General features: G+C 51.4%; 18 protein-coding genes. 5 read left to right on the forward strand and 13 right to left on the reverse strand.

Going from position 1 to position 20777, the window contains the following annotated elements; translation table 11 throughout:
* The first annotated feature begins 73 nt into the window (after positions 1–73).
* Both BBB56_RS21040 and BBB56_RS21045 read left to right on the forward strand, forming a co-directional pair.
* Positions 74–1066 carry a zinc-dependent alcohol dehydrogenase family protein gene (locus BBB56_RS21040; protein ID WP_123802873.1) on the forward strand — a complete coding sequence of 331 codons (993 nt, stop codon included), beginning with the start codon at positions 74–76 and terminating at the stop codon, positions 1064–1066.
* A 175-nt stretch (positions 1067–1241) separates the two neighbouring features.
* Positions 1242–2117 carry an MBL fold metallo-hydrolase gene (locus tag BBB56_RS21045; protein ID WP_123802874.1) on the forward strand — a complete coding sequence of 292 codons (876 nt, stop codon included), beginning with the start codon at positions 1242–1244 and terminating at the stop codon, positions 2115–2117.
* Between the two features lie 325 nt (positions 2118–2442).
* Here the strand turns inward: BBB56_RS21045 and BBB56_RS21050 are convergent, their stop codons facing one another.
* The 4 genes from BBB56_RS21050 to BBB56_RS21065 form a co-directional block, all read right to left on the reverse strand.
* Positions 2443–3282: a hydroxymethylglutaryl-CoA lyase-like TIM-barrel protein gene (locus BBB56_RS21050; protein WP_158673954.1), complete on the reverse strand. Its 840-nt coding sequence runs from the start codon at positions 3280–3282 to the stop codon at positions 2443–2445.
* A gap of 73 nt (positions 3283–3355) precedes the next feature.
* Entirely contained in the window at positions 3356–4699 is a 1344-nt protein-coding gene (locus tag BBB56_RS21055; RefSeq protein WP_123802876.1) for an MFS transporter, read from the reverse strand.
* A gap of 88 nt (positions 4700–4787) precedes the next feature.
* On the reverse strand, positions 4788–5633 hold the full coding sequence (locus BBB56_RS21060; protein WP_123802877.1) for a fumarylacetoacetate hydrolase family protein: 846 nt from the start codon (positions 5631–5633) through the stop codon (positions 4788–4790).
* A gap of 75 nt (positions 5634–5708) precedes the next feature.
* Entirely contained in the window at positions 5709–6872 is a 1164-nt protein-coding gene (locus tag BBB56_RS21065) for a mandelate racemase/muconate lactonizing enzyme family protein (protein WP_123802878.1), read from the reverse strand.
* Positions 6873–7054: 182 nt separating this feature from the next.
* Here BBB56_RS21065 and BBB56_RS21070 point away from each other — a divergent pair, with 182 nt between their 5' ends.
* Positions 7055–7981, forward strand: a complete 927-nt coding sequence (locus BBB56_RS21070; RefSeq protein ID WP_123802879.1) for a LysR family transcriptional regulator — start codon at positions 7055–7057, stop codon at positions 7979–7981.
* 226 nt (positions 7982–8207) lie between these two features.
* Here BBB56_RS21070 and BBB56_RS21075 read toward each other — a convergent pair whose 3' ends face one another.
* The 7 genes from BBB56_RS21075 to BBB56_RS21105 all read right to left on the reverse strand — a co-directional run bounded on the left by BBB56_RS21075 (position 8208) and on the right by BBB56_RS21105 (position 14453).
* Positions 8208–9257, reverse strand: a complete 1050-nt coding sequence (locus tag BBB56_RS21075) for a C45 family autoproteolytic acyltransferase/hydrolase (RefSeq protein ID WP_123802880.1) — start codon at positions 9255–9257, stop codon at positions 8208–8210.
* Between the two features lie 18 nt (positions 9258–9275).
* Entirely contained in the window at positions 9276–9998 is a 723-nt protein-coding gene (gene glnQ / locus BBB56_RS21080; RefSeq protein ID WP_123802908.1) for a glutamine ABC transporter ATP-binding protein GlnQ, read from the reverse strand.
* A 2-nt stretch (positions 9999–10000) separates the two neighbouring features.
* A complete protein-coding gene (glnP, locus tag BBB56_RS21085) occupies positions 10001–10657 on the reverse strand; it encodes a glutamine ABC transporter permease GlnP (protein WP_123802909.1) in 657 nt (218 codons plus the stop codon).
* Positions 10658–10708: 51 nt separating this feature from the next.
* A complete protein-coding gene (glnH, locus tag BBB56_RS21090; protein WP_123802881.1) occupies positions 10709–11461 on the reverse strand; it encodes a glutamine ABC transporter substrate-binding protein GlnH in 753 nt (250 codons plus the stop codon).
* A gap of 127 nt (positions 11462–11588) precedes the next feature.
* Positions 11589–12143 carry a carboxymuconolactone decarboxylase family protein gene (locus tag BBB56_RS21095; RefSeq protein ID WP_199756282.1) on the reverse strand — a complete coding sequence of 185 codons (555 nt, stop codon included), beginning with the start codon at positions 12141–12143 and terminating at the stop codon, positions 11589–11591.
* Positions 12140–13468 carry an aspartate aminotransferase family protein gene (locus tag BBB56_RS21100; protein ID WP_123802882.1) on the reverse strand — a complete coding sequence of 443 codons (1329 nt, stop codon included), beginning with the start codon at positions 13466–13468 and terminating at the stop codon, positions 12140–12142. Before BBB56_RS21100 ends, BBB56_RS21095 begins: the two co-directional genes overlap by 4 nt.
* 121 nt (positions 13469–13589) lie before the next feature.
* Positions 13590–14453 carry a MurR/RpiR family transcriptional regulator gene (locus BBB56_RS21105; protein ID WP_123802883.1) on the reverse strand — a complete coding sequence of 288 codons (864 nt, stop codon included), beginning with the start codon at positions 14451–14453 and terminating at the stop codon, positions 13590–13592.
* An 853-nt stretch (positions 14454–15306) separates the two neighbouring features.
* Here BBB56_RS21105 and BBB56_RS21110 point away from each other — a divergent pair.
* Together BBB56_RS21110 and BBB56_RS21115 are read left to right on the forward strand one after the other, a co-directional pair.
* Positions 15307–16026 carry a response regulator transcription factor gene (locus BBB56_RS21110; protein WP_123802884.1) on the forward strand — a complete coding sequence of 240 codons (720 nt, stop codon included), beginning with the start codon at positions 15307–15309 and terminating at the stop codon, positions 16024–16026.
* Positions 16026–17384, forward strand: a complete 1359-nt coding sequence (locus BBB56_RS21115; RefSeq protein ID WP_123802885.1) for an ATP-binding protein — start codon at positions 16026–16028, stop codon at positions 17382–17384. Before BBB56_RS21110 ends, BBB56_RS21115 begins: the two co-directional genes overlap by 1 nt.
* Here the strand turns inward: BBB56_RS21115 and BBB56_RS21120 are convergent.
* Together BBB56_RS21120 and BBB56_RS21125 are read right to left on the reverse strand one after the other, a co-directional pair.
* Entirely contained in the window at positions 17371–18498 is a 1128-nt protein-coding gene (locus BBB56_RS21120; RefSeq protein ID WP_123802886.1) for a YncE family protein, read from the reverse strand. The genes BBB56_RS21115 and BBB56_RS21120 overlap by 14 nt on opposite strands.
* A 49-nt stretch (positions 18499–18547) precedes the next feature.
* Positions 18548–20566 (reverse strand): TonB-dependent receptor domain-containing protein, encoded by a 2019-nt coding sequence (locus tag BBB56_RS21125; protein WP_123802887.1) that lies wholly within the window; start codon positions 20564–20566, stop codon positions 18548–18550.
* Positions 20567–20777: the final 211 nt, after the last annotated feature.

Raw genomic sequence — 20777 nt, forward strand, 5'->3', positions numbered from 1 at the left:
AATTGTTCGCAACTGAACCGGGCACGCCTTCAACATTTTCTGAAGGGGTGTTGCTAACTGATGAGAACAAATTATGTCTAAAGTCGTTATCTTTAACCGCACGGGTGGTCCGGAAGTGCTGGAAGTTGTTGATGTAGCAGTGCCTGCGCCAGCATCGGGTGAAGTGCAGATCCGCGTACAGGCGATTGGTCTTAACCGAGCTGAAATCATGTACCGTAACGGCCAGTATGTTATCGAGCCGGAATTTCCGGCGCGTCTCGGTTATGAAGCGTCCGGCATCGTTCAGGCTGTCGGTGAGCATGTTGAAGGGTTTGCCTGCGGCGACTTTGTCAGCGTGATCCCGTCATTTATGTTCAATGAATACGGCATGTACGGTGAACGGGTTAATGCACCTGTTCACGCGGTGGTGAAGCACCCGGAAAACCTCTCTTTCGAAGAGGCTGCCGCAAGCTGGATGATGTATGTCACCGCTTATGGCGCGCTGGTTGAATATGGCAATCTTCAGGCTGGTCAGAATGTGGTGATCCGCGCAGCATCAAGCAGCGTGGGGCTGGCTGCTATACAGATAGCCAACATGCTGGGTGCAAAACCTGTTGCGCTGACTCGTACTTCTGAAAAGCGCGAAATGCTTCTTAAAGCGGGTGCCGTCGCTGTTATTGCCACTGCCGAGCAGGATTTGGTTGCGGAAATTAATCGAGTGACAGACGGCACAGGCGCGCATATCGTTTTTGATCCCGTCGGCGGTCCGGACGTGGCCAAACTGACCCAGGCGATGGCGCCGCAGGGCATGTTCTTCCAGTATGGCGCGCTCGACAGCCGCGACATGCTTGTGCCTGTCTTTGATATTCTTGGTAAACACCTCACTCTGCGTGGATATGAGCTGTTTGAAATCACAACGGATCCAGAAAAAATGGCGCGCGCAAAGTCCTTTGTCACCGAAGGCTTACGTTCCGGCAAACTGAAGCCGGTCATAGATAAAACATTCCCGCTTGAAGATATCGCGGACGCCCATCGCTATATGGAGGCGAATGGTCAGGTAGGCAAAATTGTCGTGGTCGTTAAGTAATTCTTTAATTCAGTATGCACAAACCGGGTTATCAGACTCAGCATCAATAGCGGTGTGCGACCCCGGCTTTGCAGATCGGGCGTTTCACACAGCTTGTTGAGCACGCTTTATTTGAAAACCCGATACTATTGTTCAGACACTTTCCTGTCATCCCTTCATCACAACGGAGCAACGCATGACTTCACAACTGAACTGGCAGGCACCGGCCATTAATCGCAAAAAAGTGGGCGATATGACGGTGACCATGCTCAGTGATGGTTACCTGGATGTATCCTTTGAGCTGCTGTCAGGCATCGATGGGTCACGTGCTGAGGCACTGCTTGAGAAGCGGGGCGCGCCAGTATTGCCGCGTATCAATATCAACGTTTATATCATCCAGACGCCTGAGCGTACCATTCTGGTTGACAGCGGAGCGGGCGGCATAAATGGCTGGGGCGGTCGGCTTCAGGTTGCCCTGGCGGCAGCAGGCATTGACCCACTCGCTATCGATACCATTTTACTGACTCATGCCCACCCGGATCATATCGGCGGTCTTGCTGGCCCTCTGCAAACTCCAGTGTTCCGTAATGTCCAGCAACTTTTTATTCATGAAAAAGAGCTCGCCTTCTGGCGCGATGAAACCATTGCAGCCGGCGCGCCTGATGCATTTAAGCCCTTTTTCGAGCTGGCAAAAAACGCATTTAACGCTTATGGCGATAAACTGGTGCCGTTCCGCGAGGAAGCCATCCTGCCGGGGATTCAGACCGTAGAACTCTTTGGTCACACACCGGGCCACAGCGGATATCTGCTGGGCGATGAAAGAGAGTCTCTGCTTATCTGGGGCGATATTGTCCATTTCCCTCACATCCAGATTGCGCAGCCTGACGTGACTATTGCATTCGACAGCGATCCGGCTGCAGCCGCCGCCGCCCGCAGCAGGCTGCTTGACCGTGTGGTGAGCGATAACCTGACCGTCAGCGGCATGCACTTTAACCTGCCCACTACCGGTAAGGTGGTGCAGGATGGCAGCAGCTATGCGCTGAACTACGACCTCTGGTCACCTGCTGTCTGAGCTTGCCTGCTTTAAGCCGACACCCCTTCAGGGATGGGCTGCCTGTAAAAACTGTGGCTGCACGCGTTAGTGAGGTCGTGGTAGTCGGCTTTAACTGGCAGGTTAATGAGCATGATTGAACAGAGCCCTCAGGTTTTTGCTGAGGGCTGATGTGAATAAACAGAATATCAGCAGCCTCGTCTATCGTTTAACGCTCCCGCCCTGCCCGCCTCTGAATTATTCAGGTATCACAGAATCCCTTTCAGCCACCAGAGTGAAGCCTCGCGGGCCTAAAGAATGACTATCTTCCTTAAAACGAGCCAGATTCTGTGTAAACTTTTAGAAATCAAACCTCGGTGAGCAACGCATATTCACTCACCTGTCTGAGCTTTTCAGTGTCAATTTCCGTTGTAAACCCATAATATTCAATCTCTGCGATATATTTTAACGACGTCTCAATCAGATGTTTCATATTTATACTTCCCGGTACAGCCAGTTCTCTGCCGGTCAGACCAAAACGTGTCACGCCCTCGCCAGCGGCTGCGCAGGTATTCTGTGCGGCACGCCCGGTGGCATCGCTCAGATGAAGGGTAAGGGTCAGGTGAGGATAGTCCTGCCGCAGACGACGACACAGCGCAGCCGTTTCTGCCGGCGAAGCAGCCCCCGATGAATCGCGAAGCGTAACGCCGTCTATTCCCTGCAGACAGAAGTAGTCGATAAGCTGCAACACCATGCCGTCGTTTATTTTTCCTTCAAAAGGACAGCCGAACACGGTTGAGAGTTGCAAATCTGTCATGATCCCGCCGCTTTTAAGCACGGCCGCAGCCGCCTGCAACTGTTGGAACGATGCTGTGCGACTGATACCAAACCGGCGGACATTCATGGTTTCACTGACAGACATAACCAGTGAAGCACTGTTTATTTCGTTAGCTATCGCAAACCCGGCCCCCGCTTCGTCGTTGATCGTGATGCTGTACTCGGTTCGTGAGAGTTCTCTGGTGCTCTGAACAGCGAACGCTGTTGCACCTTTTTCTTCGTCATTCGCACCAGAGAGATAAGCACCAAGATTGAGCACTGAAAATCCGCAGGACCCAATAGCCTGATTGATTCTGATCCGCTTTTCCCTGCTGAGTACGCGCCCGGTGCCTGTATAGGCCGCCAGAGACTCTCTGATATATAACCTCACATCGCACTCCTGATTAATAAACGCCAGCGATTATAAAAATGCCTGCCCCATACGCAGGGGCAGGCTCTGCGTTTTATTCCCGCGTGGAGATCGCCCTGTGGGAAGAAACCTGGAATGCCTGCCTGATGTTCCAGATGCTTTCCTCACGTCCCACGGCCAGGGCAAACAGTACTCCCCCCACGATTGAGAACAGACCCAGCACGCCCCATGCGAGCGTCATGTCTGCGCCGCCCCCCAGATGCTTCAGGTAGCCAGCAACAAGCGGTCCGCCGAACTGACCAATAAAATTACTGCATGCGCCGACGAAGGCCACCGCAGGGACCGCTTTCTTTGTCGGGAGGATTTCCGTCAACCGGACGTAAACCAGCGGCACAAGCATCTTCATTGTCAGGCCGACAAACATGAACAGGGCTATCTGCACCCAGTAGTAAGACAGCGGAACAAAGGCCGCGGCTGACAACGCGATACCGCACAACACGGTGGGTATAGCGGCATGCAGCCGCCGTTCCTGGTTGTATTTATCTGACCGCCGGGTGATATACCAGATGCCCACCATGGTCATCAGAAAAGGCATTCCGCTGATCAGACCGACCATAAATTCGCTGAGCGTTCCATACCCCTTAAGTGCCGTCGGCAGCCAGAGCGTAAAGCCGTAGGCCAGCATACTGTGCAGGGAATAGCCAATTAGCATCAGCCAGAGTGCCGGAATTTTGAGAATGGTCCACCACGGGTCAGATTTCTCCTTCACATAGTTTGACTGCTCAGCCGCCAGGTCTTTCTGGATATGATCCCGCTCTTCGGCGCTAAGCCAGCTTGCAGCCTGGATACTTTTGGGTACCAGATAAAACCAGATGATGCAGAACAGCCACGCTGGCGCGCCTTCAATGACCATCATCATGCGCCAGTTATGATGAGCCAGGATCCAGCCCGATATTGGACCAGCCAGAAAGGCTCCGGCACCCAGGCTGAGGTTCCAGATACCAAAAGCGCGTCCCCTTTCTGGCTTCATAAACCACTGAGCAAGAAACATCGCCGTTGCGGCCTGAATCGGCCCTTCAGCGAGCCCCAGCAAGAAACGGATCGCAACCAGTTCACCGAAGTTACGCGTCAGGCCCGTGAGCATGGCGCAGGCACCAAACAGAAACAGGCTAACGCCAATTATCCTCCGCGACCCAAAGCGAAGCGCCAGCCAGCCTGCGGTAAACTGCGTAGCCACGTAGCCCCATGCAAATGCACCGCCAAGCCAGCCAGCTTCTACCGGACTGAGCCGCATCTCGGCCGTAATATGAGGCAGCGCCATGCCTATATTCACCCGGTCGAAGAAAGAAATGGTATACATGATAAATACTGCCGGGAGTATTATTGTCCAGCGTTTTTTCCCGATACGTGTATTACCTTTCAGAGCATTACCACTCATGATAACTTCCTCATTTAGAACAGATGTAGGGGGGAGGAAATGCTGATTTCAGGTCCTTTTGAATATCAGTCAGGTAAAATATTATTTATTATTTTGAGGCAGCAACGACGTAATTAGTCAGACGGCCGACCGACTCTATTTCAACTTCAATGACATCGCCAATATTAAGAAACACCTGCGGATTACGTGAACGACCAACACCGCCTGGCGAGCCAGTCAAAATAACATCACCCGGAGAAAGCTGTGTAAAAGTGCTCATATAACTGATAATTTTTCTTATTGAATGAACCATATTAGCTGTGCTGTCCTGCTGAACAATTTCACCATTAAGCCAGGTTTTTAGCTGAAGCTTTTGCGGATCCGGAACCTCATCACAGCTAACCAGCCAGGGACCGAACCCACCAGTTTTGCTCCAGTTTTTGCCGGCAGTGAACCAGGTATGCTGCCAGTCACGCACGGAGCCATCCATGTAACAGGAATAGCCCGCTATGTGCTTTGTGGCGTCCTGCTCGGAGATGTTTGAACCCGCTTTTCCTATGATGATAACCAGCTCACCCTCATAATCGAGCTGGTCGCTCAGCGCTGGCTTCACAATGTCGCCCAGATGAGCGGTCTGAGAATCAGAGAACCGGATGAATATGGTAGGCGCATCCGAAGTAATGCTGAACTCAGTGCGCTTGGTCTGATAATTCATGCCAACACAAAGTATTTTCCCCGGATTTTCAATAACAGGAAGAAAGGTAATATCAGAAAGCTGATAATCCGTCTCATGACGGATATATCCTTCAGCAGCCGCGACTCCTTTTTCTCTGATAAAACTTTTCAGATCGGGAGTGTCAATATCTGTCCGGCTTCTCAGATCAATAATGCCCTCACCCTGCAGAATGCCGTAACTTTTATAGCCTTCAGGCGTCAGATAACTTAAAAGCTTCATATATTTTTCCGCAACGCCCTTCCGCATAACGGAAGGGCGTGAGTAAATTAAGCAAGACGATAAATCAGCAGGGACTTATTCAGCCAGAGCGCGCATTTCTTTGATGAGGTCTGATTTACCCTCAAAACCGATACCCGGCAGTTCCGGCATGATGATATGGCCATCTTCTACCTTCACCGAGTCAGGGAAACCGCCGTAAGGCTGGAACAGATCGGGATAACTTTCATTGCCGCCCAGGCCAAGACCTGCGGCAATATTCAGGGACATCTGGTGACCGCCGTGAGGGACGCAGCGTGACGGTGACCAGCCAAACTGCTCAAGAACATCAAGCGTGCGCAGATATTCAACCAGACCATAAGAGAGTGCGCAGTCAAACTGTAGATAGTCGCGATCCGGGCGCATGCCGCCATAGCGCAGCAGGTTTCGCGCATCCTGATGAGAGAAGAGGTTTTCGCCCGTGGCCATTGAGCCAGGGTAGAACTCTGACAGCGCGGCTTGTAAAGCGTAGTCCAGTGGGTCACCGACCTCTTCGTACCAGAACAGTGGGTATTCGCGCAGCATTTTCGCATAGGCAATACCCGTTTCCAGATCGAAGCGGCCATTGGCGTCAACGGCAAGACGCGCTTCGCTGCCAATTTCTTCGAGTACGGCTTCAATACGACGGCGGTCTTCTTCCAGCGATGCGCCACCAATTTTCATTTTCACCACGTTATAACCGCGATTCAGGTAGCCGCGCATTTCCTGACGCAGCGCGCTCAGGTCTTTGCCCGGATAATAATAACCGCCGGCCGCATAGACGAAGACGCGGGGATTAGCCTCAACACCCTTCATTTCTGCCAGCAGGCGGAACAGGGGTTTATTAGCGATTTTTGCGGTTGCGTCCCAGATAGCCATGTCCAGCGTGCCTACCGCAACTGAACGTTCGCCGTGACCGCCCGGCTTTTCATTGCTCATCATGACGTCCCAGATCTGATGCGGATCCAGGTTGTCGCCTTTGGCATTCAGCAGGCTTCCAGGCTCGGCTTCGAGGATGCGGTTACGGAAACGTTCACGAATCAGGCCGCCCTGACCGTAACGACCGTTAGAGTTGAAGCCGTATCCCACTACGCGGCGTCCGTCTACCTCAACATCTGTCACAACGGCAACCAGGCTGGCCGTCATCTTGCTGAAATCGATATACGCGTTACGGATAGGGGAAGCAATAGGTTTGGTAATTTCTACAACGTCAAGGATACGCATGTTCTCTCCGGCAGTTCTCAGTCATATACGATCTCACTAAAGTACCTACGCAATGTGTTATGTCATGCCGTATATTTATTGACATAATGCACTGACGTAGTGTTCAGGGACCTTATTGTCCTGTCTGACACCATACTAAGCAGTTAACAAATTTCGTTCTAATGCCAAAGAGGCTGGCTGTAATGCAAAATCGGCATCACCTGGAGTTAACCTGGCTTGAGGACTGTGTTGCGCTGGCACAGTCCCTGAATTTCTCTCGTGCCGCAGCTTCACGATATGTGACGCAGCCAGCATTCAGCCGGAGAATTGTCTCGCTGGAAGAGTGGCTTGGAACGCCGCTTTTTGAAAGAAACCGTCGGGGCGTCAGCCTTACGCGCGCCGGGGAAGTATTCGTTACGCAGATCCCTGAACTTATTCGCGCGCTTTACACCCTGAGAAGTGAATCTATAGAGGCCGCAGGAGAAACCAGACCGGACGTTATTTTTTCCGCCACGCACTCACTGTCATTTTCTTTTTTTCCGGCACTGATGCGGAATAACGAAAAAATCGCCCGCTTCGGCTCTTTTCGCCTGCTATCTGACACACTGAGTGCCTGCGAGCGCATGATCGACAAAGGCGACGCGCAGTTTCTGCTTTGTTATTACCATCCTCATATGCACATTAATCTTGATCAGTCGAAATATCTCAGCGTTCGGCTAGGACAGGAAACTTTACTACCTTATTCCAGATGCGATCCGACAACCCGCGAGCCTGTCTGGCATGCATCAGGCGGCAAAAAATTTCCCTTTCTGTCTTATTCGGCTGAATCCGGTCTTGGCCGGATCCTTTCCAACACCTCGCAGGTAAACCGCGCCAGACGTGGAATGGATATTGCCTTCACTGCCGATCTGGCTGCCACCTTGCTGGCCATGGTCAGAGCCGGGGACGGCATCGCATGGCTGCCGGAAACGCTGGCAGCGCCGGATGTTGATGCCGGTTTCATTGCCGTTGCGGCGAAGAAAGAGAGCGCGCTTTGGGTACCCATAGACATCAGACTTTTCCGCCCGGCAGCAAGAATGTCCCGCGCTGTAGAAGAGTTATGGGAAATTTTCGTAGACGGCCAAATCTGACGATCGGAACATATTCAGGCATTTTCAACCGCAGCATAAATAGAAAAAAGCCTGAACATGAAAACCATAAGGCATGGCATGAAGAGTTATTACAATCAGACATCCGCTCCTCGCTCAGAGCGGACCCTGGCCTGCGCGCCAAAAGCGGACGTTGCTACCAGGGCTGAATTTTCCAGCCCCAGGGAGGCGCTAAGACTAAGAGGTTCGCTCCTGTCGCGTCACGCCATCAACATTTTTCTTCCTTGAGGAAAGGGACCTCATTTTTGCCAAACCGTAGAGCGGCTTTTTGACGATCGAGAGTAAATATCTGACAGTCTATTTCCATCATACCCAGAGTAAAAACGGCCGTTGCAAGGGTATTCTCCTCATCCGGGTCGTGTGGCGAGAGACGGTAAATCGGGAGCGCGACGTCATGCCGATCGGAGAGAATATCAAGTGCCGCCGCATCATCAAGTTGCGATTGCGTCTTCAGCCATGCATTTAACCGTTGCTGACGTGAGCCTGAACTGTCGGTAATCACCTGCTCAACCGCATCAAGCTGCGGGTGAATCAGATGATTAGCATGGGCGAAAACCTCTCGCAGCGGCATAACGGAACAGCCTGTTCCTGTGGCTTCAACGCTAAAGAGACGATCGTCCCCCATTTGGCCCAGCGTATGATGAAACGCACCGGCACGCGGTACTGCCGTCAGAATGGCGATAGCTTCATCCAGGGTTGCCGCATTCAGCGCGGCGCGGGCCAGTATCTGGCGCGGCATGCCGGCAGGGCGATGCAAGGCACGGATGTTATTTACCGTATTTACCACGCCCTTTTCATTAACAGCAAATGTATGCCCGCAAATCGATCCCGGATAAGCAAAACTGGTAAACGCCAGCCCCTCATCCGGAACAATGCTGACAATGGCGCAGTCATTACGCAACTGCGGGAAACCGTCTTCATTATGCGCTATTGTCAGCTTCCCTTCTGCACTTCTCCCTGCCACCGTGGTACAGCCATCAGAGGTTGAACGCACCAAATCGCCACGACAGTTCCACGCAAACACCTCATCGATGGATGCCTCCAGACCTGCGGCTAATCCTTCCAGCTCTTGCCAGATCAGTGGATACTGACTCTGAACGCGTGCGCGCATGTATTGGGTCTGTTCTGCGGCTTTCATAGCGGTAACGGTTTTCCACAGCGCCGTTTGCGTCAGCCTGGCATGCCAGGCTTCACGGCCAAAGGCACCAAGCTGTTGACCTACAGAAAAAGCGGAACCACGGATTTCAAGTTTTTTCATTTTCTTAATCACTACTATTCAGGAGACGTGTTGCAGAAATTCTTTCAGGCGCGGGTTGCAACTGGAAGTCAGCAGCATATCAGGTGAGCCATCTTCAGCAATGGTGCCGCCGTCAATAAAGATCAACCGTGACGCCACATCGCGGGCGAAGCCAATCTCGTGGGTCACAATCACCATGGTCATGCCCTCTTCGGCCAGCGAGCGCATCACTTTGAGCACCTCATGACGCAATTCGGGGTCCAGCGCTGAGGTCGGCTCATCAAAGAGCATCATTTTTGGTTTCACTGCTAACGCTCTGGCAATGGCGACGCGCTGCTGCTGACCGCCAGAGAGTTCTGACGGATAATGAGTGGCTCGATCGCGTAAGCCAACGCGCTCCAGCAGCGCCAGCGCCTCTTCACGGGCGGCGGCTTTGCTCTGTTTGCGCACGCGAACCGGACCAAACATCACATTCTCCAGCGCGGTCAGATGGGGAAACAGATGAAACTGCTGAAACACCATGCCCGCTTCACGGCGAATGTCGCACTCGCTGGCGTGAGGATCGGTAATATGCATACCCGCCACCAGCAGCGTGCCGGAGGAAATCTCCTCCAGCTTGTTGATGCAGCGCAACAGCGTCGATTTACCCGAGCCGGAGGGACCAATGATCACCACGACTTCGCCGGCTTCAATTTTTAAATTGATATTGTGCAGCACCTGAGTCGTGCCAAAATTTTTCGATACCGCGTTAAATTCAACCATACTCATAAAATATGGATCCTTTTCTCCAGTTGTTTTAGCAGAAAGCTCAGGCATAGCGTCACCAGCAGATAAATCATTGCCACTGCGGTCCAGACTTCAAGCGCCCGGAAATTACCTGCAATAATTTCCTGCCCCTGACGCGTTAATTCCGCCACGCCGATAACAATAAACAGCGACGTGTCTTTAATACTGATAATCCACTGATTACCTAGCGCAGGGATCATTCGGCGTAACGCCAGCGGCATAATGACATGCCGGAGCGTACTGCGTTGTGATAATCCCATAGCCAGGCTGGCCTCTTTAAAACCTTTATTAATCGAGAGAATCGCTCCACGGGTGATTTCAGCAATATAAGCGCCAGAATTAATCACAATGGTCACAACAGCTGCTGTTACTGGATCAATGCGAACCGGCAATATCATAGGCAAGGCGAAGTAAATAAACATCACCTGCACCATAATCGGCGTGCCGCGAATTAACTCAACGAACACCAGCGATACGGTTTTTGATATTTTACCACCTAATGCACGGCAGGCTCCCGCCAGCAAGCCGATAATAAAACCCCCTAACAGGCCTGACAACGAAATAACCAGCGTCAACTGTAATCCCTGCAATAACAACGGCAGGGATTCCCAGATATATTTACTTTCAAAGTTCATCATTCTATCCGTTCAGAGGCAATGAGGTCGGCGCTGGCCGACCCGGCGGAATCATTTTGGCTGCTTAGCAAACCACTTCAGGTAAATCATGTTGTAGGTACCGTCCGCACGCAGCGCCTGGAGAGCGGCATTGACCTTTGACGTCAGGCTGCTGTTTTTCTGCATTGCAAAGCCATACTGCTGCGGCAGAATGCTGTCCGTCTCGCCCGTGGACTTCACCTTGCCGTCGCCTGCTGTTTTTACGTAATAGAGCACATTGGGCGAATCATGAACCACGGCATCCAGGTTGCCTGCCTGCAAATCAAGATAGGCGTTATCGATATTCGGAAATTCGACATAGTTCGCCTTGTATTTACTTTTCATAAAGCTGGCGGCCGCCGTGCCCTGCTTCAGACCCACTTTTTTCCCTGCTAAATCACTGAACCGGGTAATGGCGTTATCACTGCTTTTAACCGCCATTAATAAATCAGCGTCATAATAACCCTCACTGAAATCCACCACCTGTTTGCGCGCATCGGTAATGGTAATACCCGCCATCGCCACATCCAGATTACGTGATTGCAAACCAGGGATCAGCCCACCGAAATCCATCGGACGTAATTCGTAGCTGACATTCATTTTTTTGGCGATGGCGTCCCATAGATCAATATCAAAGCCGACGTATTTGTCGCCCTGTTTAAATTCAAATGGAACAAAAGCGGTATCTACCCCAACCGTTAATTTATCCTGAGCCGCTGCCACAAAACTGGCGGAGCAAGCGACCAGCGCCAGCGTAACTTTTAATTTCGTCAAAAATCCAGACATAATAACCCTCAGCGTCAGTAAAATAGCGTGCATGAATGTCACCCGGCGCAATAAATCGGCGGGAGTGGAAAATAAAACCTGTTGATAAGCAGGGCGCACGCTCATGCGCCCGGATTAATACGATAACTTATGCGGGGATAATATTATCCCGAGTGTCGGGTACCGGCGTCTGTGCGCCGTTCATTACCATCGAGAGAAAACTGTAATAACCGTTTATTCCAATCAGATCGACTACCCCCTTTTCGCCCCATAACGCGATAGCCTGCTGCCAGGTGGTGTCACTGACCTTTTGCTGCTGATGTAACTGCTGGCAAAAGTGATAAATCACCCACTCATCCGGTTGCAGATCCTCTGGCAGGCGCTTTTCATTAATCGCCTGCACCGCCGCGGCAGAAATGCCCTTCTCACGCGCTATTGGCGCATGAATTGCCCATTCCACCGGCTGCGACCAGTGCCGTGCGGTCATCAAAATCGCCAGTTCCGACAGTCGCTGCCCCAGCGCACTGCGATAGCGCAGGTATTCGCCCATGCGTTGCGCATGAGCCATCAGCTCAGGGCTGCGCAGCAGCGGCTCGAAAGGCGGCAGCAGCGCACCGCGTGGCCCGTTGATAATCTCTTCTGCTAATGGACGTTGCTGCTCGTCCCACTCATGCTCCGCCAGCGGCGGTAACCGATTTATCATAACTTGCCCGTCTCTTCGCGAATCACGGTGTACAGGGTGTCTACCACAAAGTCGAGTTGGCTGGGCGTGATGATAAACGGCGGCGCGATTAAGATGTGGTCGCCATATTGCCCGTCAATCGTTCCGCCCATCGGATAAACCATCAGCCCGCGTGACATACAGTTTGCTTTGATCGCCGCATGCAGTTTCAGGGCAGGATCGAAGGGAGCTTTGCTTTCTTTGTCGCGTACCAGCTCAACGCCCGCAAACAACCCGCGTCCGCGCGTATTACCCACATGCGGTAATTCGCCCAGCACCTCACGCAGTGCATTTTGCAGGTAGGCGCCCTGCTCTCTGACCGCCTGTAGTAAATTGTCGCGCGTAATCACCTGCTGCACCGCCAGTGCAGCGGCGGCGGCAGTCGCGTGACAAATGTAAGTGTGCCCGTGTTGAAACAGACCGCTGCCGGCTTGCAGCGCTGAGACAATCTTCTCGCTCGCCAGTACCGCGCCGATTGGCTGATAGCCGCCCCCTAACCCCTTAGCGATGGTCACCAGATCGGGCACCACATCATCCTGCTCAAACGCATGCAGCGTGCCAGTGCGTCCCATGCCACACATCACTTCATCCGCGATATACAGAATGCCGTATTTGTCGCACAGGTTGCGTACTCCCTTCAGATAGCCTGGAGTTGGAGGAGTGGCGCCGGTTGTGGCGCCCACCACGGTTTCCGCACAGAAACCAATAATGGTTTCTGGACCCGCTTCAATAATGGCTTGTTCCAGCTCATTAAGCAGACGGCAGGTATATTGCTGCTGCGTTTCATCAGCGCGGCGGTCGCGATACTCATTGCAGGCTGACACGCGGATGACGTCAATAAGCAAAGGGGCAAACTGGCGACGGCGCCATTCGTTGCCACCCACGGCCAGCGCGCCAAGGGTATTGCCGTGGTAGCTCTGTTTGCGAGCGATAAATCTGGTGCGCGCAGGCTGACCGATCTCAACAAAATACTGACGCGCCAGCTTGAGTGCGGTTTCAACCGCTTCCGAACCGCCCGAAACGAAATACGCGTAATTGAGATCGCCAGGCGCCGTGCGCGTTAACTGATCGGCAAGCTGTTCTACGGTGTCAGTGGTGAAAAAACTGGTATGGGCATAGGCCAGTTGATCGATCTGGCGGTGCATCGCGGCCAGCACATCAGGATGGGCGTGCCCTAAGCAGGAAACGGCGGCGCCACCGCAGGCATCAAGATACTGTTTTCCCTGTGCGTCAAAAATGTACGCCCCTTGCGCGCGAGTCGCTACAGAAGGCGTGCTGCGCAAACTGCGGTGAATGATATGGCTCATGATGGGTCCTGCTCCTGGATACGCTGTATTAATACAGCGCATCTTGCAGGATCCATTTGAATCACGTCAATGCAATAATGATTCAAATGAATTCAATTTTCTTATGGCAGATACAAATGAATCATTTACCGGCGTCGGGCAGACCGACATAGGCGCCCGATTCAATCAGATAGCGTTCGGCGTTCTCGATTTTGTTGACGGCATCCCGACCGTGGCGGGCCACCAGCATCGCCAGCAAACACTCCGCCAGCCCCATGCCGGAAACCACTGAAGGGAAAAACGACGGGCTGTCGACAGAGAACAGCAGCGTGCAGTCGGCGGCCTGCGCTAAGGGTGAGACGGGCGAGTCGGTGATGGCAATAATGGTCGCGCCCGCCTGCCGCGCCGCATTTAACACATTAAGCGACTCACGTGAGTAGGGAGCAAAACTGGTGAGTAATACGCAATCCTGTGCCGTTAATTCACGGGTGAACACCTCGATGTTGCTCGCCAGCCCGTCAATTAATGACACCTGTCGATTAAACAGCCGGTAGACATAAAACAGCGACCAGGCAATAGGAAAACTGGCGCGAAAGCCGCAAATGTAGACATTATCTGCCGCATCCAGCAGCGACACGGCTTGCTCCATGGCCTGATGATTTTCATTTTGCGTAAAGGCAAGATTCGCCTGGTGCGCCTGGAACACCTCTTCATACAGTTGCGGCTGGGTGCCTTTGGCGATCAGTTTCTCGGCTTTGGATACGTATGTATCATTACGCAGTCCGATGTCATCAATGAAAGCGTCCTTGAGTTCGCCCCAGCCCTGGTAACCCAGTCGTTGCGCTAACCGCAGCAGCGTAGCGGGTTTGACGCCAGCTTCAACGGCGAAGGCACGCATAGAGAGCACCACAAGCTGATTAGTATTTTGCAGAGAAAATTCGGCGGCACGCTGTAGCTCAGCCGACAAGCTATTGAACTCTCTGACAATAGTGTCCCTTGGATTCATAGCAACTATTCACGGTCTTTAAGGTTAAGGTATATAAACACATTTGCGATCGGGACTCTATACGCAGGCGGCAAACCTTAACCGACAAGCGGGCGTCTGGTTGAGACCAGAGAGGATAAGGCCTTTGCGCCGCGACTGCCTGATCATAAAACTCTCTCAAGGCCAGAATGATCTCGACCCGTGTAGCGATAAGTACGGGCTGGTGGCAGAGAGCTAATAAAATTTATGCAACTTCCGGATTCGGATATTAATCAACCTTTGTCTTACCCTTCTCTTTTTATGGCCTTCTTTAATTTGATCTGATTCTCAGGAGGCATAAAAATCAGTTGATGAAGACTATATAATTTACGTTTCATCCAGGTGATCAGGTTTTATTCGCACGGGCACTGGTGAAATTAGTCAGAACAGAACCGGCTCGGCACCATACAACTCTGGTGCAACATGCGGCTTCCTCTGGCGCATTCATACTGCTGGCGGCATATAAAGGCTGACTGCGTACTGCTCGCCCGCCTGACCAGTTTGGTAAGCTAAACACTTATCTTTTGCTTGCCTGTCTCTACAGGCGAACCTTAGGCAAAATGGGGTTGTAAAATGGATTTGTCGATATGTTTTTGAATTGTGTCAGCTATGCGCCCAGCTGAAAATGGCTCATGAGCTGTACAGCTGCACCTTACAATGTAAGTGCCGAGTATCATCTTGTCTAAAGTAGCAAGCACGCAAGCCCCATGGCGGCCTGTATCCTCTCTGTCCATTTGAGCTATGACCTTACATTGATCATAATGCAAATGATTATCATTCCATGATAAGATAATGACTCTTTGAATTAACTGATAATGTCTAACTACGGCTTAAAATGACTGATAACAGTATTTTAATTATTGAGGATGACCAGGAGATAAGTTGTTCTCTGGCTGCATTTCTGCGTTCAAAAGGATACGCGCCAGCGATCTGCGAGTCGGCAGAATTTGCCCGTTTGTGGCTGAAGAAAAATACGCCTGCGTTGATTTTACTTGACCTAATGCTACCTGGCGAAAGTGGTCTGGATTTTTTTCAACGCCTCCGGGCAACCGACAATACCCCTGTTATCATGGTGACTGCTCTTGATGATCCGATAGACAATGTTGTGGGTCTGGAGTTAGGCGCAGATGACTATGTGGTTAAGCCATTTGATCTGAACGTATTGCTTGCCCGCATACGCGCCGTAATGCGACGATTTGATAATGCAGCGCCTGCCGTTAAAAAAAATCCTGGCGAGCCTGTTTTAGAGTTTTCGGAGTTCACATTTTATCCTTTAAGGCGTTACGTCCGCGGTCCTGATAATGTTCGCAGGACCCTTACTGCCAGCGAAACCGACCTTCTTTTGGTGCTGTGTCAGCATGCAAAAAAAGTGATTTCACGTGAAGATCTTATTGAACTGACGCGCGGAGACATAACCTCTACTTCAATGCGTTCCATCGATTTACTGATAAGCCGGTTACGAAGAAAGCTGGTGAGTAACATTCCGGATGAAGAGTTCATACAAACCTTGAGGAGCAATGGTTATATGTTCCGGCCAAATGTGCGTAGCCTCTGATGCGCCAGTTTTTTTCGACCACGCTCGGTCATATTTTAATCATCATTTCCTGCTCAACGATCATTACCTTTTTTGTTCTTTGTACGCTGCTGTTTGTACCTAAAGGCCCGCCAGGTCCTCCATGGCCTTGGCAGACCACTTACCGCGTCGGCAGTCTGGTGAAAATTCTTCAGGAGACCCAGCCCGCGCATCGAGACGCTATTCTTCAGGCAGCCCAGCGCGCCGATGGGATCGCCTTCAGGTGGACCTCACGGCTTCAGCGATGCAAAACGCAGACCTTTAATACCTGGGATTTGACCCGAACCCTCTCTTATGAACTTGAGGGCAAAAGCCGGGTTGAAGTCTATGCTTGTAACGCTCAGGACCCACGCAAAGATATTCAGGTCATTATAAAAATGGGTGGCAACTACCTTGAAGCGCGAATAGCCAATATCGGCAGAGAGCCAACCCGGTTCACTTTTCCTACCTTTTGCGCGTTGTTATTTTTATTAACCGGCATTGCTGTGATGTCTGTCTGGGCTATTGCGCGTATTATCAGCCCGCTCCGCAGGCTGTCGGAAAAAACGGATCTGTTCAGCCGCGACATGACGGTGACGCCCGTTAAGGAAGAAGGCCCGCTCGAAATCAGACGAGTCGCACGGACTTTTAATCTGATGCAGGAACGCATCGCACATTCTATGCAGAGCCGTACCCAGATGCTCGCCGCCATCAGCCATGATCTGCGTACGCCGTTGACCCGAATGCGACTTTACGCTGACACCGCATTGCCGCAACCCGCCCGCGAGAAATTAGTGAAAGAGATTGTTCTGATGAACAAGCTTATCGGCACGGCGCTCTCTTTTATCCGCACCGGCTCTGATGGAGAACAGGCTGAGTGGGTCGATCTCGATGCGCTGATGAGCACGCTGTGTGATGAATATGAAGATGCTGGCGTCGCGATACGCTATAGCGGCACGGTTTCGCTGACGGTTTTTTGCAAGCCCGATGCCATACAACGCGTACTGACTAATCTCATTGATAATGCTGCGGCTCATGGCACTCAGATTTGCCTGCGCGCTTCGCAGGATGCGGACCAGGTGGTGATTATGATTCAGGATGATGGTCCAGGCATTTCTGAAGAGATGCTGGAAAAGGTCAAGGAACCCTTTTTCCGTCTGGATGTTGCTCGCGGTGAAAGAAAAGGCAGCGCCGGTTTAGGTTTGTCGATCGTGAATGAGATTATCAAACTGCATGGCGGCACATTCGAGTTAATCAATGCCTTACCCTCTGGCCTGATTGCCAGAATCGCGCTGCCTAAAAAGATAGCGCCCGCTGCGGCAAAAAACGGAACGGGCGCTACTGACGTTAATTCAGGCTGATACGCACAATATCATCAGGCGCGCTGGCCGGTCTGCCGTGGCCGGCTTCCTGCTTAACGCTGACGAACAGTGCATTTTCCTGCGGCGCAAGCGCCAGGCTGTTGGGGTGAACGGGTAACTGAATAGTATTTAATAGCTTATAACTGTTACCGTCAATAACGCTCACGCCGCCAGCATTACGGTGCGCGGCATAGATTTCATTACGCTGAGGGTTAAAAAGGACGCTGAGTGATTCAGGCGCATTAATACGATGCGTCACCTTGCCATTATCCGTATCCACAACTAAAAGGGTTGCAGCTTTATTATCGGCAATAAACGCCCTGTGCCCTTTCTTATCCAGGGCGATATTCATCAATAAATGCTCCTGCCCGTCATCAACAATTTTTGTGCGGGAAAGGATTTTTTCGGCCTGGGTGTCGAAGGTGATAAATTCGCCGCCCGCATTGCTGGTATAGAGACGATGCCTGCTGCTGTCCAGCGCCAGACCCGTGTTCAGTTTGCCCAAACCGTGCAGCGTCTGTTTCAGCGTCAGCGAATCGCCGTCAACGATCCAGAGTACACTGTCGTCGCGGTTGACGCCGCTGACATAGATCATGTTGGTTTGCTCATCGACGGTCAGTTCACGAGGCGCTGGCGGTCTGTGGTCGTCGCGCTTCTTCATCTCATCCCCTCCTTTTTTACCTGCGGGCGCGGCATGTTCGCCTGCCGGGTTTTTCCTGGAATGTGACTGGGGAACCAGCGTCAATATATTCTTCACTTTGCCGCTATCCATATCGACAGCAATAAGCGAGCCATCAATGCTGCCGCCGAAATAAGCAGTATGAGTGCGGTTATTAATGGCGGCCCCAAAAGGTTTTTGCGCAGTTTTAATTGCTTTAATCACCTCAAGGGTTTTCGCGTCAAGTTCATAAACCACGCCGCCCTCTTCATCTCGGCTTTGCGTGGTGGCAATGAAAACTGAATGATGACCCTGATCATAAATCATTTCATAGGCCCCAACGGCAACGGGCTTTCTGATAAGGTTGCCGTCAGCGAAGCCAGATGTTGCTACGCTGCTCAACAGTAATGCCAGCACGGTTTTTAACGGAAAACGGTTATAAATCGATTTTTTCATTATTTTGCCTCTTACTGGACGCCTGACGCTGTGCCATGCGTCCGGGGGATCAGAAGTTGTATGTCAGGCTGACGTTATAACGTCGGCCATCCACATTGCCGCCATAGGTATCACTGTCGATATATTTATCAAACAGGTTAGAGACACTGGTATTAAGTTTTACTTCCGGCGTTAGCCTGAAATTTACGCCTAAATCAACCAGCGAGTAGGAAGGATAACCTTCCGTCATTGATGAACGGGAATTGCCGGCATAATGCTCAGAGGTTTTGCCGCGATAATAAACGCGCAGCCACGGGCTAATGTTTGGAGAATAATCATAATCCAGCCGCGCGCTAATCAGGTGTTTAGGCTGCTGATTAAGCGGCTGACCGGAATACTCTCCCGAAAGCTGTTTGGTTTCGGTATAGGTGTAGGACGTGTTCAGATGCAGGTTGCTTAAGATATCCCAGGAAAAAGTCGATTCGATGCCGCGCATCATCGCTTTACTGACGTTGTAATAAGAGGAGACAAAGTCATATTTTTCGCCGTTATAGCTGCATGCATAGCTTCCTGCATCGCCTGTACAGAGCGTTTCCAGCTCGATTTTGTTGTGGAATTTACTGTAAAAGCCCGTCACGCCGGCTTTCATCTCCCCGCCGTCCCAGTTAAGCGATAGCTCGTAGTTGGTACTGGTCTCGGGTTTAAGATCCGGGTTACCAATACTGACGCCGTCCCTGTGTCCCGAACCCGCTGAATCAGCCCAGTTAGAGGCAGACTGCCTTAATGTCGGGTTTTTATAGCCGCCGGAAATCCCGCCTTTCGCTGTCCACTGTGGGCTGATACTCCATACGCCATATAACTTGGGCGTGACGTGAGAGCCAAATTTTTCATTTTCATCAAGGCGAATTGACGGCACCAGATCAAAGGGATCCACGACATTCCAGCGATCCTCGGCAGTTAACGCCCAGCTGTTACGGCTCAGACTGGAATCAGGCGAGCCGCTTTCCGTTTTGATCACATTATTGGCGTCTTTAATTTCTTCATTGAGGAACATGCCCCCGAAAGAGAAGGTATGGCTGTCACCAATATAGAGCTTCTCCAGGGTGTTGAGCGTGGTATTCCTGCCGGTGATATTGCTGCTGGAGTTGGTCGAGTCTTCGATCTGGGCATAGGAGTTCGTTTCCAGCGCACCATAATAACCTTTATGGCTCAGCGTGTAGTTATTACGGGTGTAGGTATGATTAGTCGTACCGCCAGAGGTTTTCGGCGTCGCTAATTGTTCCTGTATGGCTCTGGAAACGTCGAAATCAAAAATATTGTTGATATCAGGCGTCCAGGTAAAACCCAACGAGCCGTTTTCAAGTTTATTTTTCGCCGCTCCGCCATCATAGTCATCTTCATTGCGCTGCTGGAAAGTCCCGTCGGCTTTCATACTCAACGTGTCTTCAATCAGCGGACCGGCAACATGCGCGCTGGTTTGACTGATATTACCGGAGCGGCTGTGTTCCTGAATCGTCGTACCCGCGGTAACCGACCCATGCCAGGCGCGCCGGTTTGCCCGTTTAGTGATGATATTAATAACGCCGCCGATAGCGTCGGAGCCATATAAAGACGATGCCGGACCACGAATGACTTCAATATGATCTATCGCTTCAATGCCGGGCAGGAACTGATAACCTGTTGTAGTGGTTTCCGCCTGGCTTTCACGTACATCCACTTTTTTGCCATCTACCAGCAGTAGCGTATAGTCACTGGCCATACCGCGCATGGTAATTTCTTCTGATCCTACGCCGCCTGTCACATAAACGCCGGGCACATCTTTTAAGACATCCAGGACATTATAATAAGCGCGAGCGTGGATAGTTTTATTACTAATCACGGTAACTGATGCCGCTGCTTTAGTCACATCTTCATCGAAACCCGATGCCGTAACCGTCATCGTATCCTGCTTCTGATTACTCATTGTAGCGGAAGAGGTATCCGATGACTGAGCGTCAGCGTGTGCCGCCTCAGTTGTCATTAAGCAAAGCATAACGGCAAGAGATAATGTTGAAAGACGCGGCGATCCCTGTGCGGATTTAATAGGCATTTAGTTGTTCTCGTCTTCTAATTAAAAGCATTCAGATTACGGATATATAACCAAACAATGCATATCATTGCGAACGGTATAAAAATGATGGAGCATTATTATCAGGCCTGAATGGGCAGGCCTGATATTTATTTTATAAAAACGTTAGTTAGTCAGGCTTATTTTTTGCACTCAGCCTTTATCACTATCATTACCGGTTCGATGATAGCGA

The sequence above is a fragment of the Candidatus Pantoea deserta genome (assembly GCF_003813865.1).
Taxonomy (GTDB): domain Bacteria; phylum Pseudomonadota; class Gammaproteobacteria; order Enterobacterales; family Enterobacteriaceae; genus Pantoea; species Pantoea deserta.